Raw genomic sequence first — 13874 nt, 5'->3', positions numbered from 1 at the left:
CCTTAACCACCATGTAGGCGTCCGTTGTCCTCCCGCTGCCCGGCCCGTCACACATGCGGAAAGGCCACACCATCCCTGTGGCACAGCCTTATCCGGGCCGTATCCCGCGAAAGAGTGACCTATCGGCAACAGTTTTTCAACGCCTGTAGAAAACACCCCTTTCATCATATGCTTTGTTCTTGACACTTCAACGCTTGTTGAATTTCACTGCGCCCAACCGTTGGGAGTGTATTTCGCATTCACCTTGGGAGGGGTAGATGAAAAGTTTTCAGCCACGGCGGCACGGGCTGCTGTCAACCGTTGCCGTTATCGGTCTTGTATGCGTAGGGGGCACGCCGGCACAGGCGCAGCAAAACTCTGTTTCCGGGGCCGATAGCGCCTCGGCGGGGCTGGAGGAAATCACGGTCACGGCACGGCGCCGGGCCGAAACCCTTCAGGATGTCCCCATATCGGTCACCGCTTTCGACGGGGATCAACTGACGCTGATGGCCACCCAGGACATTGTCGAACTGGCGAAATTTTCGCCCAATGTCACACTAGAAGTCTCGCGCGGGACCAACACGACACTCACCGCCTTCATCCGCGGCGTCGGTCAGCAGGATCCGGTTGCCGGTTTCGAGCCGGGCGTGGGTCTTTATATCGACGATGTCTATCTCAACCGGCCGCAGGCCGCCGTTCTCGACATCTATGACGTGGAACGGATCGAAGTCCTGCGCGGGCCCCAGGGTACGCTTTACGGCCGTAACACCATCGGCGGGGCCATCAAATATGTCACCAAACGCCTCAGCGATGAACCGGAATTGCAGGTGCGCGGTGCCGTCGGGGCCTATGACCAACTGGACCTGATCGTCACCGGCAGCGCGCCGATCACCGATACGCTGCGCATTGGCGGTACCTTTGCCACACTGAACCGGGACGGGTTCGGCGAAAATCTCGTTCTTGACGATGTGGACAACTACAACAAACAGATCATGGCCGCCCGCGCATCCCTTGAATGGACACCGGCGGAAAATGTGTTCGTCCGTCTGTCAGGCGATTATATCGACGATGACTCGGACCCGCGTCAGGGCCACAGGCTGATCCCCAGCGCCTCGGGCGAGCCGGTTCTGAACGATGTCTTCGACACGCGCGCCGGGCTCAACACCCCGACCCAGGAAGTGCAGATGGGCGGCATCGCCCTCAATATCGAGTGGGAAATCAACGAAAACTGGACGGTGAAGAACATCCTCGCCTACCGCGAGGACGAATCCAGCTCGCCCATTGATTTCGACAGCCTGCCGGTGGCCGATGTGGATGTGCCGGTGGATTACGAAAACGACCAGTTTTCCGAAGAACTGCAAATCCTGTATCAGGATGACAAATTTTCCGGCCTGCTCGGTTTCTACTATCTGGACGCCAACGCCTTCAACGCGTTCGAGGTGCTGCTCGGCACCACCGGCGACCTTATCGGCGTGCCGGGCCTGAACGCCCTGACCCTGGGCGATGTCGGAACGGAAACATGGGCCATTTTCGGCGATTTCACCTATGACCTGACGGAAACCGTCAGCCTGTCCGTCGGCGGCCGCTTCACCCATGACGAACGCACGTCGCAGATACTGCGGCAAACGCTGGCCGGCGGTTTCTCGGAGCGCTTCGGCGGGGCCGGTACGGTCATCGCGACCACGTCGGACTTCAACGGCAGCGAAACGTATGAGGAATTCAATCCACGCGCCTCGATCAGCTGGCAGCCGACGGAAGAACATAATTTCTATTTCACCTACAGCGAAGGCTTCAAGGGCGGCAGCTTCGACCCACGGGGCCAATCCACCGCAGCCCCCGATCTGGACGGTGACGGCGATATCGATAACGACGACATCTTCGAATTCCTGCGCTTCGAGCCGGAAGAGGTGGAAATGTTCGAACTGGGCTGGAAAGCCGCCCTGTTCGACCGCCGCCTGCTCTTCAGCATTGCCGGCTTCCTGTCGAACTACACCAATGTGCAGATCCCCGGCTCCATCGGCGTCGACACCACCGGCGACGGTGTGAATGACAGCTTCATCGGCATCACCTCGAACGCGGGCGACGCCGACATCAACGGCATCGAATTCGAAGGCCAGGCCCTGCTCAGCACCGACCTGACCGGCGCAGGCGACGGGCTGAATTTCGCGTGGACGCTGGGCTATCTGGATGCCGAGTTCAATGAATTCATCGATGCCTTCGGCAATGACGTCGCCGACCAGCGCGTGTTCCAGAACACCCCCGATTGGACGCTCAGCGGCAACCTGACCTACAGCCGCCCTTTGAGCTTCGGGGGCACGGACGGCCTGTTTTCGGTGATCAACACCGTCGCCTACCGCAGCGCCGCCAGCCAGTTTGAGGAACCCAATCCCTTCCTCGACCAGCCGGGTTTCGCGCTGTGGGATGCCAGTCTTGTCTGGGAATCCGATGACGGACGCCTGCAATTCGGCCTGCATGCCAAGAACATCACCGACAAGGAATATATCGTCGCGGGCTACAACTTCATCACCCCCGGCCCGGACGGCGCTCTCATCCCCAATTTGGGCACCGAAGGCACTCTGACGGCCTTTTACGGCAATCCGCGCACCGTGCTTGGCACCTTCCAGATTCGGTTCTAAATGATACAGGCCGGGGTCCGGACAGTCCGGACCCCTTCCCATGTCCGAGGATGATACCCATGGCCACGCTGGATGCACGGCCTGCCCTGCTGCCGGATATCATCCGTCTGCACGGAAAATGGCGGGCGGCGAAACCGGCCCTTGTCTCGTCGGGTCACACCCTGACCTGGGCGGAACTGGATCGCCGCAGCAACCGCATCGCCAACCTGCTGACAGCCGCGAATTGCGGGCCGGGCGGACGGCTTGGCATTGTCATGCAGAACGGCCCGGCCATGGTCCTGTCACTGATCGCGGCGATGAAAGCCGGCTGCGCCTCGGTTCCGATCAATCTGTCCGTCAGTGACGCGGCTCTGGACGCCATGCTGACCGATGCCGGCGTCGGTGCCGTCATCGCCACACCAGAGGAAGCCGCGCGTGTGGATACCGCCTGCGGCGCGGCGGGTTTTCACAAATTCATTGCCGAAGGGGTACGATCCGGCTGGGACGACTTGGAGGCCGCCACTGCCACACAAACGGCGGAGCCGCCCGCTGCGGCCATCGCACCGGACGACGCCTTCAACATCATTTACTCATCCGGGACCACGGGCCGGCCCAAGGGCATTCTCCACACCCATGGCGGCCGGCGCGACTGGGCCTATGACTTGGCGCTGGCCCTGCGCTACGATAGCCAGTCAAGAACGCTCTTCAACATCGGCCTCTATTCCAACATCAGCTGGGTCGGTTTCCTCGCCACCCTGCTTGTCGGTGGCACGCTCTACGTGGAAGGTGGCTTCGATGCCCGTGAAACGCTGGCCCTGATGGCGCGGGAAAAAATCACCAATGCCTCCATGGTCCCGATCCAGTATCAGCGCCTTCTGGACGTGCCGGATCAGGCGGACTTCGATCTGTCCGGCCTCAGGGCGGTGATGAGCTGTGGCTCCCCCCTGCACGGCGAGTTGAAAGCCGCCCTGTTCAAGCGGCTGGGACCGAAACTGATCGAGCTTTACGGCCTGACGGAGGGGTTGATCACCACCCTCGACCCGGAAGAGGCCGATGGCCGTCTCGCCTCCGTCGGCAAGCCCCTGCCCGGCACCGACATCCGCATCATCGATGAAGACGGCCATGAGCTTCCCTTTGGCGCAACCGGCGAAATCGTCGGCACCGGCCGCTTTGTCATGCCCGGCTATCTCAACCGTCCCGACGCCACGGCCGAGGCCACGTGGCGCGGGCCCGACGGGCGGAACTGGCTGCGCACCGGCGACATCGGGCGCCTGGACGCCGACGGTTATCTCTATATCGTCGACCGCAGGAAAGACATGATCCTGTCCGGCGGGCAGAACATCTACCCTCAGGACATCGAGGCGGTTCTGAAAACGCACCCTGATATTGCCGATGTGGCGGTCATCGGTGTCGGCAGCAGACGCTGGGGCGAAACGCCGCTTGCCCTGGTGGTCAGGCGGGATGACGGCACGGCAGACGCGGACACGCTTCTGGCCTGGGCCAATGACCGTTTGGGCCGGCAACAGCGTATCGCCGGTCTGGACTTCGTATCCGACCTGCCGCGCAACCCGAACGGCAAGATTTTGAAACGGCACCTGCGCGAACGCTACAAGGATAGATGCTATGACTGAGGATGCCATGACGGATTATGACGACGTCTATTTCACCAACGCCGACGGGCTGCAACAGCATTACCGGCTTTATGACCGCGCCGGCGGGGGCGCGCCCACGGTGCTGTGTCTGCCGGGCCTGACCCGGAACGCCCGCGATTTCGCCCATGTGGCCGACCAGCTGGCAGGCCGATGCCGGATGGTTCTGGTGGAACAGCGTGGACGCGGCCTGTCGGCCTGGGACCCGCAGCCGGAACGCTACGCCCCGCCCGCCTATGTGGCCGACATGTTCGCCCTTCTCGACCATCTGGGACTGGACAGCGTCCATGTCATCGCCACATCGCTTGGCGGACTGATGACCATGCTGATGCAGGCAGCCCGGCCGGGCGTCATCAAAACGGCGGTCATCAACGATATCGGCCCCCATATCGAGGCCGCCGGCATTGAAAAGATCAAGGGCTATGTGGGCGGCGGCGCGCCCCGCCGCACATGGGACGAGGCTGTCGCGGCGGTGAAAACCATTGCCGGCGATGTCTATCCCGACTTCGACGCGGATCAGTGGATGGCCTTCACAAAACGCCTGTACACGGAAAAGGACGGCAGCATCGTCCTCGACTATGATCCGGCGCTGGCGAACAATTTCAGACAGGATACGGACAATGCCGCCCCGGAATTGTGGCCGGTGTTCGAACCGATGAAAACCGTGCCGACCCTGGTGATCCGGGGCGCCCTGTCCGACATCCTGTCGGCGGAAACACTGGACAAAATGCAGGCCGAACATCCCGACCTGGCGGCACTCACCCTGCCCCGCATCGGCCACGCCCCCATTCTCGACGAACCGGAAGTCGTCGCCGCGCTGGAGGACTGGGCCGCCCGGCATTACCGCTGACCTAGGGGCAACGGCTCTGGACAGATGGTTCAGGGCATCCCGCGCCCCTCTCATCCTGTCATTCAGTCACCCCCCTGACCGGTTTGACCCGGCGCTGGCCCGGCCTTGAGCCGGCTTGCGCCGGGCCCGACTGTCTCCAACATTGGTTTAGGTTTTTCGGGGGGCTTTTACAGCGTATGCTGGTGCGGGAACCGACAGGATCAGGAAGGGGACTCCACATCATGAAATCACCGTACGGCTATACCATCGCGGGCGCCGCCCTGGGGCTGGCGCTCCTGTCACTGCTGGCCGGACAGGCCGCGCCCGCTCTCGCCGCCCCCGCGACGAGCGATCATGACGCGGTCACCGCCGCCGTGTTCGATTATCTCGACGGTCAGGGCGAAGCCAGCCTGGAACGTCTTGAGCGGGCTTTCGCCAGCGAAACGGCGCAAATGCTGACCGTGGCCGAAAACGAGGACGGCACACCATATGTGCGCGTCTGGAACATGGCGGACGTGCTGCCCCGCTGGGCGTCCGGCGATCCTGCGCAAACGCCCCGCACCGGCAAAATCCTGTCGATGAATGTGGTGGACGGGCGGCTGGCCACGGTCGTCTTCGACAGCAACGGCCGCTTTTTTGACATTCTGACCCTGGCGAAAGTCGGCGATCGCTGGAAAATCATCAACAAGGCCTTTGTCAGGCAGTAGAATAAGGCTCTATCCGGGCACAGCGGCAGGGATCGGTCGCCTGACAGAGGGCCACTATGCTGGACAGGCGGCGGTCCCCTATGGCAGAGGAAACGGCACCGTAGGAAACTTGCGGTGCCGCACTCATGATTGCAAGGTGATGCCATGGCCCACGATCCGACGCCCGTCTCCGACAGCCTGCCCATTTCGGCGGATGACGTCCGCGCGGCCGCCGTCGCCATCGGCGATGCCGTCAAACGCACGCCGATGGAACACTCCAAAACGCTCAGCGCCATCACCGGTGCCGACTGTTATCTGAAGTTCGAGATTTTCCAGTTCACCGCCACCTACAAGGAACGCGGGGCGCTGAACAAGCTTCTGTCCCTGCCGGCCGAGACACGCGGCGTCATCGCCATGTCCGCCGGCAACCATGCCCAGGGGGTCAGCTATCACGCCGCACGGCTCGGCATCCCGGCCACCATCGTCATGCCGGCGGGCACCCCCTTCAACAAGATCAAAAGCACCGAGGAACTGGGCGCGCGCGTCGTGCTCAGCGGCGGCTCGCTGGAGGAAGCCAACAAGGCGGCGGCGGAAATCGCCGAGAAGGAAGGCCTCACCTTCATACACCCCTATGACGATCCGCTTGTCATGGCCGGACAGGGCACCGTCGGGCTGGAAATGCTGGAGGACGTCCCCGATCTGGACATTCTGCTGGTCCCGGTCGGCGGCGGCGGCCTCATTGCCGGCATGGCGACGATCGCCAAGGCGATGAACCCGGACATCCACCTAGTCGGCGTCCAGACCGAGGCCTATCCGTCCATGAAGCGCGCCATGGACGGGGTGACGGAAGTGCATGGCGGCGTCACCATCGCCGAAGGCATCGCCGTCGCCCAGGCCGGCACCAACACCCAGGCCGTCGTCGGCGCCCATGTCGACGAGATCCTGACCGTGCCGGAGGCCCGCATGGAGGCGGCCATCGTCACCATGATGGAAATTGAGAAAATCGTCGTCGAGGGCGCCGGCGCCACCAGCCTCGCGGCCCTGCAGAATTATCCCGAACGCTTTCGCGGCAAGAAGGTCGGCATGGTGCTGACCGGCGGCAACATCGACCTGCGGCTGCTGGCCTCCGCCATCATGCGCGGTCTCGCGCGCGACGGGCGGATCAACCGCTTCCGCATCACCATGCTGGACCAACCCGGCAGCCTGGCCCGGGTCACCGCCGTTGTCGCCCAGGTCGGCGCCAATGTGATCGAGGTGCAGCACCAGCGCGAGTTCGGCGCCATTTCCCTGAAAATGACGGAAATGGAGCTGGTGGTGGAAACCAAGGATCGCGCCCACGCCGACCGCCTGCGCACAGCACTGGAGGAACAGGGCTTCCAGGTGGAAAGCGCCCGGACGGTCTGACCGGCAGCAGACATTCCCCGTTCCCGGAAAACAGGATGAAATGCGCCTTGCAATCGCAATACGAATAGTATCAGCTATCGGCTGTGCCACTTTTGCCATGTCCCGCTGCCGATGCTGAAACTCCTGACCGCGGAAAAAAACCTGAACGATCCGATACTGGGCAGCCGGTCGCTGAACGCCCTCGGCTTCTGGCCGGCCCGTATTCGCACCGCCCATGCGCTGACGGCTCTGCGCACCCGTCTGTGGTGGCGGGACCGCTCCGCCATCGGTCGGGCGGTGCGGCGGGACGGCTTCGCCATGGTGCCTGACTTTCTGCCCCTGCCGGATTTCAAACGGCTGCGGAATATGGCACTGAGGGTACTGGACGACGTGGCCGCGCATGACCCGGTCCCGGACAGGCGTGCCAGCGGTTTCGCGCCCAAAACCCTTTATCCATGGGGCTTCGACCGGTGCGAAGGCGGTACGCTCGGCCGCTTTGTTATCCTGAACCGCCTGACGGACGACCGCGACAGGGACATCGCCGCCAGCATTCTCGACGATCCGCGCCTGCATGAGGCCTCTCTCGCGATTGTGGGCAGACGGGTGCGCCACAGGCATTTCTGGATCAATCGCACATGTCACGGCGGCACAGCGGATGCCCACGACCCTCAGAAGGACCTGCACAGGGACACTTTTACACCGACGGTGAAATTCTGGCTGTTTCTGGAGGATGTGCGGGACGAAAACGGGCCTTTCATGTATGTCCCCGGCAGCCATCGGCTAAACGAGACCCGTTATCGGTGGGAAATCCGACGCATCGAAGAGGCCCTGCGGCACCCCCGCGGCAGCCGGGCCAGCGCTTTCCGGGTATCGCCGCAGGAACGTGACGCACTGGGCTTGTCGGCACCGAAAGCCTTCACCGTACCGGCGAACACATTGGTCATTGCCAACACTTTCGGCTTTCACCGGCGCGGTGACGCGACACCGGGCGCCTTCAGGCTTGCCATCTTCGGCACCAACAGGCCCTCGCCGTTCCTGCCCCTATAACCCCTAACACCTGAAATCCCCAACACCTGAAATCCCTGACGACTGTAGTCCGCAGCACCGCACCAAGACGCCGTATGGTTTCCGTCGGCATCCCTCACTCCGCCGGGATGCCGCTTGCTTCCTTGTCCTCATGGTCTTTCAGCTTGGCCGCCACATGGCCGGGGGAGCGTGTGTAGCGCGCCAGCATGTCGTAAAACACCGGCACGATGAACAGCGTGAAGAAGGTGGCGACGATCACCCCGCCGAACACCACGACGCCGATGGTCTGCCGGCTGGCGGACCCGGCCCCGCTTGCCAGCATCAGGGGTACGGCACCGATGGCGGTGGACAGGCCCGTCATCATGATCGGACGCAGACGGGTCCGGGCGGAACTCATCAATGCCTCGCGCACCGACAGTCCCTCGTCCCGCATCTGATTGGCGAATTCGACGATCAGAATACCGTTTTTCGCCGCCAGTCCGATCAGCATGATCATCCCCAGCTGGCTGTATATATTCAGCGTGCTGCCCGCCAGATACAGACCGGCCAGACCGCCCAGCACCGCCAGCGGTACCGTGATCATGATGACGATGGGATGGATAAAGCTTTCAAACTGCGCCGCCAACACCAGAAAGACGACCACAAGCGCCATGGCGAAGATGAAATAGATATCGCCGCCCGCTTCCTTGTATTCCCGCGTCGCGCCCTTGTAATCGATGCTGGTGGCATCGGGAATGACCTCGCGCACCAGCCCTTCCATGAAGGTGACGGCATCGCCGAGCGCATAGCCGGGCGCCAGATTGGCCGACACGGTCAGCGCCCGGACCCGGTTGAAGCGGCGCAGGGCCGAGGCACCGGACGTTTCCTCGACGCGGACCAGATTGCTCAGCGGGATCAGGCCGCCGCTGCGCGAGGCCACATAGATATTGGTCATATCGGCGGGTTCGCGCCGGTCGTTTTCCTCCGCCTGGAGGATGACGTCATACTCCTCGCCCTCCTGGACGAAGGTGGTGACATTGCGCCCGCCCATCATGGTTTCCAGCGTCCGGCCGATTTCCTGGATCGGCACGCCGATATCGGCCGCCCGCGTCCGGTCGATCCGGATGCGGAATTGCGGCTGGGTTTCCTTATAGTCGATATCCACATTGACCAGACCGGGATAGCTCCGCAATTCCTCGCGCAGGATTTCGGTATAGCGGCCCAGTTCCTCATAGGTGTCGGCACCGACGACGAACTGGAATTCCTCGCCGCTGCCGCCGCCGCGCGACAGGCCGTTGGTCTGGATGGGAATGGCCTGAATACCCGGCACATACTGGCCCAGCTTGCGCCGCAGCTCATCGGCGATCTCGCCGGCGGACCGTTCGCGTTCCCCCCAGGGGGTCAGGATGACGAAGCCCCAGCCGCTGCCGCCTTCAACGCGCAGCAGCAGACGCACAAGCTCGCCGGTTTCCAGCAATGGCAGGATCTGTTCTTCCACCTTGTCGGCCTGGGCGTCCATAAACTCATGGCTGGCCCCTTCCGGCCCCTGAACCCTGAGAAACAGGTATGAACGGTCCTCCACCGGCGCCAGTTCACTGGGGATACGGCCCTGCACGCCGGCAATAATGGCGAAACACAGGATAAAGGCGGTGATGACCAGCCCCTTGTTGGCGAGACACACGGTCAGAACACGGGTATACCCTTCCTGCAGGGCTTGGAATGCGATATCCAGCCGCTTGGCAAACGCCGGTTTCTTGTTGCGCCGACGCACCAGATAGGAACACATCATCGGCGACAGGCTGAGCGCGATCAGGCTGGAAAACGCCACCGCCGCCGTCATGGTGATCGCCAGTTCGCCGAACAGGCGGCCGATATTGCCGGTCAGGAACATGATGGGCAGGAATACGCCGATCAGCACCAGCGTCGTGGCAATCACGGCAAAACCCACCTGCCGGGCCCCGCGATAGGCGGCCAGCAGGCCCGGCTCGCCCTCCTCCACGCGGCGATAGATGTTTTCCAGCACGACAATGGCATCGTCAACGACCAGACCGATGGCCAGCACCAGGCCCAGCAGCGTGATCAGGTTGATCGACACGCCCGTCATGTTGAGAACCCAGAAGCTGGCGATGATGGATACCGGCACGGTGACCGCAGGCACCAGAACCGTACGCGCATTGCCAAGAAACAGATACAGCACCAGCACCACCAGTCCCATGGCGATGGCAAGGGTCCTGTAGACCTCGACGATGGCCTCGTCGATGAAAACCGAACTGTCATAGGACGCCAGCAGTTCCATGCTTTCCGGCAGGGTCTGGCGGATGCGCGCGACCTCGCGCTTGACGGCCTGGGCCACGGCCAGCGTGTTGGCCTTGGACTGTTTGACGACGCCGATCCCGATCAGCGGGTTGCCGTTGCCGCGAAAACTGCGCTCATCCCGTTCGGCTCCCAATTCTATGGTCGACACATCCCCGAGATTTACAAAGCTGCCGTCACGCCCCTCGCGGATCAGCAGGCTTTCGAAATCCTCGGCACGGGTATATTCCCGGTTGACGCGGACAATGGTGTCCCGGTTGACGGATTCCACCTTGCCGGCCGGCAGTTCGACATTTTCCGCCAGCAGGGCATTTTCAATATCCGTTACGGTAACGGCACGGGCCGCCATGGCCTGACGGTCCAGATGGATCCGCATGGCATAGCGCTTCTGGCCGCCGACCCGCACCCCGGACACACCGTCCACCACCGACAGACGGTCGACGATGTTGCGGTCGGCATAATCGGTCAGTTGCAGGATATCCATGACCGGGCTGGTCAGGTTGAACCAGATGACAGGCCGCGTGTCGCCGTCCGCCTTGGCGACCTCGGGCGGCTCGACCTCATCGGGCAGATTGTCGATGACCCGGCTGATACGATCCCGCACGTCATTGGCGCCGGCATCGATACTGCGATCCAGGTTAAATTCAATGCTGATGTCGGAACGACCATCGCGGCTGGTGGATTCGATGGTCTTGATTCCCTCCACTCCGGCAATACTGCTTTCCAGTATCTGGGTGACACGGGTTTCCACCACGGCGGCATTGGCACCGGGATAGCGCGTTTCGACCGATACGAAGGGCGGATCCACGTCAGGCAGTTCCCGCACGGACAGCCGGGTAAAGGAAATCAGCCCGAGAGCGATCAGCAACAGACTGATAACAGTGGCGAAAACCGGGCGCTTGACGGATATGTCGGACAGAATCATGCCGGGCTCTCCTCTCCTGCGTAGCGGCGGCGGGCTTCCGGCGCGCCTTTCCGCTCCGGCGTGTCGTCAAGAACGCGGACCTGAATGCCCTGCCGGCCAAGGCGCAGGGTCCCCTCGGTCACGACCCGGTCGTCGTCGCTCAATCCGCTCAACACCTCGACATAGCCCGGACGGCGCAGTCCCAGTTCAACCCGGCGGCGCTCCGCCCGGTCATCACTGATGATGAAGACATAATTGGCGCCGCCCGTGGGAACGACCGCTTCCTCGGGCACGGCAAGCGCCTCCCACACGCGGGAAATGACCTCCACCGTCATCAGCATGCCCGGACGCAGCAGCAAGGACGGATTGGGAATTTCGGCCCGCACGATCACGGACCGTGTTGCCGGATCGACGCGGCTGTCGATGGTTTTCACCTTGCCCTCGAACAGGCGGTCGGGATAGGCATCCACCTGGGCCTGCACGCTTTGGCCCGGCGTCAGCGTGGCGATAAAGCGTTCCGGCACGGAAAAATCCAGATTGATGATGTCGATGGCATCAATCGTGGTGATCGGCGCGCTTTGGGACAGCAACGCCCCTTCACTGACCTGACGCAGACCCAGAACCCCGTCAAACGGGGCGCGGATCTTGCGGTCGTTCAACCTGGCACGCGCGGCTGTCAGGCGGGACTGGGCTTCGGTGACGACACGGCGCTGTGTATCCAGGGTCGACACGGACGCATTGCCGCGCGTGACCAGATCCTCGGTTCTCTTCAATTGCTGCGTGGCCTCCAGCAGTGTGGCCTCGGCCTCCCGCATCAGGGCCTGTTCCTCGTCATCGGTGATGGACACAAGCAGGTCGTTGCGGCTGACCACCTGCCCGTCATCGAAATGCACGGCCTCGACCGTATCGGACACGCGGGCGGTCAATGTAACGGACTCCCGTGCCTGCGCGGTCCCTATGGCCTCGACGATATCGCGGAACGTCTGCCTTTCGAGCGCCGTTGCCTTGACGGTCACGGTACGCGCCGCAAATCCGCCCCGTTCGCCGCCACGGCCTTCGGAAAACAGCAGCCACCCGGCCACGCCGCCCAGCACTACCAGTATCGCAACCAGAAAAAGACGTCCCTGCGTCATAAGCCCCATTCCCTCAAGACAGAATCTCTCAAAGCAGTATGCCTGAAAACAGTATGAATGTGTCCGCCACCGGGTATCCGCACCGGCGTCCCGCCCGCAGCATACCGTTACGCTCCGATAATGTTATTATATTTCTCACTGCGCGAACAGGTGGATAACTTCATGAGAACACATATCCCTTACAGGTAATAAGACAAGATTTATCGGGGTTTAAGGGATCACAATCAGGTGAAACCCGACCAGTTTCCCGACCTGTTTTCTCAGCCCGTTTTCCCGCCTGTATCGTCGGCGGCGGGACCCCGCTCTCAAACACGGTTCACCCCTGCGGAACAATGCCCGCACCCTGTGTGTTACGGCACAGCGGTCCCATGCCCTTCGCCCAGATGTGTTTTGACACTGTCCTCGAAACAGCGGGCGACGGCCTCCAGCCCCGGGGACAGCGCGTAACGCGGCCTCAAAAGCGCCAAACGCCGCCTGTAGGGAAATCCCGTCAGTGTCATTGACGATACGCGGTCATCCACCAGTCCTTCCGGCACCACCGTTGCGCCGACGCCGGCGGCCACCATGGCCAGCGCCCTGCCTTCGTTGCCGGTGCGGTAAACCAGACGCGGGCGCACATTATGGTCGGTGAAATACCGGCTGGTTTCGCTCAGCACCTCGCAGCGACTGCGTACGATCATGCGTTCCTCGCGCAGGTCGGCGGCGGAAATGTGCCTGCGGCCCGACAGTCCGTGATCCCGCGCCACGATAAAAACATAGGCCTCCTCTTTGAGCAGCAGGGCCGGATACGTGCCCTCCCCCCGGTCAATGGAAATGGCGTAATCGAGACTGCGGTCGTCCAGCCGGTTCAGAAGCTCCTGCTCCGTGCCGTCGGTGATCTCCAGCGTCACGGAGGGGTTGGCGTCGTGGAAGGCCCCCAGCAACCGGCCCATGACCCGGTTCGGCAACGTGACAAGCAGGCCGATGCGCAACACCGGCCGCACCGGGGCATCGTCCACCGCCTGCATGGCCATGTTGCACTCGTGCAAAATGGCCTTGGCGCGCGGCAGAAAACGGGTACCCGCGTCCGTCAGGAAAACGCGGCGGCTGCTGCGCTCGAACAGCGGCTGGCCCACCTGCGCTTCCAGTTTTTTGATCCCTGCCGACAGGGTCGGCTGGGTGACAAAGACACGCTCCGCCGCGCGGGTGAAACTGCCGCTCTCAACGACAGCCAGAAAATAGCGCAAAAGATACAGATCAAACATAGACACCATCTATGGAAAGGATAGTTCTACTCGATTTTACCAATGAGATGCATCTGCGTATAGTCCCCACGCGACCGGAGGGAGGACCCTGACGCAAGGATGGGTAGCAGGTGATACTGGCATATTGTGCCGCC

At 62.4% G+C, this 13874-nt stretch carries 9 protein-coding genes; 6 read left to right on the top strand and 3 right to left on the bottom strand.

Annotated features, from left to right (window positions below; translation table 11 throughout):
• The first annotated feature begins 257 nt into the window (after positions 1–257).
• From BXY39_RS05455 to BXY39_RS05430, 6 genes are all read left to right on the top strand, one after another.
• Positions 258–2615: a TonB-dependent receptor gene (locus BXY39_RS05455; protein ID WP_121937849.1), complete on the top strand. Its 2358-nt coding sequence runs from the start codon at positions 258–260 to the stop codon at positions 2613–2615.
• Positions 2616–2674: 59 nt separating this feature from the next.
• On the top strand, positions 2675–4225 hold the full coding sequence (locus BXY39_RS05450; protein ID WP_121938363.1) for a class I adenylate-forming enzyme family protein: 1551 nt from the start codon (positions 2675–2677) through the stop codon (positions 4223–4225).
• Positions 4218–5093 carry an alpha/beta fold hydrolase gene (locus BXY39_RS05445; protein ID WP_121937848.1) on the top strand — a complete coding sequence of 292 codons (876 nt, stop codon included), beginning with the start codon at positions 4218–4220 and terminating at the stop codon, positions 5091–5093. Before BXY39_RS05450 ends, BXY39_RS05445 begins: the two co-directional genes overlap by 8 nt.
• 221 nt (positions 5094–5314) lie before the next feature.
• The gene (locus BXY39_RS05440) at positions 5315–5779 is read left to right on the top strand and encodes a nuclear transport factor 2 family protein (protein ID WP_170163650.1); all 465 of its coding nucleotides are present in this window, start codon (positions 5315–5317) and stop codon (positions 5777–5779) included.
• 144 nt (positions 5780–5923) lie between these two features.
• Positions 5924–7162 carry a threonine ammonia-lyase gene (locus tag BXY39_RS05435; RefSeq protein ID WP_121937846.1) on the top strand — a complete coding sequence of 413 codons (1239 nt, stop codon included), beginning with the start codon at positions 5924–5926 and terminating at the stop codon, positions 7160–7162.
• 111 nt (positions 7163–7273) lie between these two features.
• The gene (locus BXY39_RS05430; protein WP_121937845.1) at positions 7274–8188 is read left to right on the top strand and encodes a phytanoyl-CoA dioxygenase family protein; all 915 of its coding nucleotides are present in this window, start codon (positions 7274–7276) and stop codon (positions 8186–8188) included.
• A gap of 94 nt (positions 8189–8282) precedes the next feature.
• Here BXY39_RS05430 and BXY39_RS05425 read toward each other — a convergent pair whose 3' ends face one another.
• The 3 genes from BXY39_RS05425 to BXY39_RS05415 form a co-directional block, all read right to left on the bottom strand.
• Complete coding sequence (locus BXY39_RS05425) at positions 8283–11384, bottom strand: efflux RND transporter permease subunit (RefSeq protein WP_121937844.1); 3102 nt, start codon at positions 11382–11384, stop codon at positions 8283–8285.
• The gene (locus BXY39_RS05420) at positions 11381–12496 is read right to left on the bottom strand and encodes an efflux RND transporter periplasmic adaptor subunit (protein ID WP_170163649.1); all 1116 of its coding nucleotides are present in this window, start codon (positions 12494–12496) and stop codon (positions 11381–11383) included. Before BXY39_RS05420 ends, BXY39_RS05425 begins: the two co-directional genes overlap by 4 nt.
• A 350-nt stretch (positions 12497–12846) precedes the next feature.
• Complete coding sequence (locus tag BXY39_RS05415; RefSeq protein ID WP_245998974.1) at positions 12847–13740, bottom strand: LysR family transcriptional regulator; 894 nt, start codon at positions 13738–13740, stop codon at positions 12847–12849.
• Between the last annotated feature and the right edge of the window lie 134 nt (positions 13741–13874).

The sequence above is a fragment of the Eilatimonas milleporae genome, from assembly GCF_003688555.1.
GTDB lineage: Bacteria > Pseudomonadota > Alphaproteobacteria > Sphingomonadales > Kordiimonadaceae > Eilatimonas > Eilatimonas milleporae.
The sequence above is the reverse complement of the archived record's forward strand: the minus strand, read 5'-3'. Positions and strand labels throughout refer to the sequence as shown.

What these genes read in the sequence shown, in the direction of transcription:
- BXY39_RS05455 (WP_121937849.1), top strand. Translation starts at nt 258, where the DNA reads ATGAAAAGTTTTCAGCCACGGCGGCACGGGCTGCTGTCAACCGTTGCC.
- BXY39_RS05450 (WP_121938363.1), top strand. Translation starts at nt 2,675, where the DNA reads ATGGCCACGCTGGATGCACGGCCTGCCCTGCTGCCGGATATCATCCGT.
- BXY39_RS05445 (WP_121937848.1), top strand. Translation starts at nt 4,218, where the DNA reads ATGACTGAGGATGCCATGACGGATTATGACGACGTCTATTTCACCAAC.
- BXY39_RS05440 (WP_170163650.1), top strand. Translation starts at nt 5,315, where the DNA reads ATGAAATCACCGTACGGCTATACCATCGCGGGCGCCGCCCTGGGGCTG.
- BXY39_RS05435 (WP_121937846.1), top strand. Translation starts at nt 5,924, where the DNA reads ATGGCCCACGATCCGACGCCCGTCTCCGACAGCCTGCCCATTTCGGCG.
- BXY39_RS05430 (WP_121937845.1), top strand. Translation starts at nt 7,274, where the DNA reads ATGCTGAAACTCCTGACCGCGGAAAAAAACCTGAACGATCCGATACTG.
- BXY39_RS05425 (WP_121937844.1), bottom strand. Translation starts at nt 11,384, where the DNA reads ATGATTCTGTCCGACATATCCGTCAAGCGCCCGGTTTTCGCCACTGTT.
- BXY39_RS05420 (WP_170163649.1), bottom strand. Translation starts at nt 12,496, where the DNA reads ATGACGCAGGGACGTCTTTTTCTGGTTGCGATACTGGTAGTGCTGGGC.
- BXY39_RS05415 (WP_245998974.1), bottom strand. Translation starts at nt 13,740, where the DNA reads ATGTTTGATCTGTATCTTTTGCGCTATTTTCTGGCTGTCGTTGAGAGC.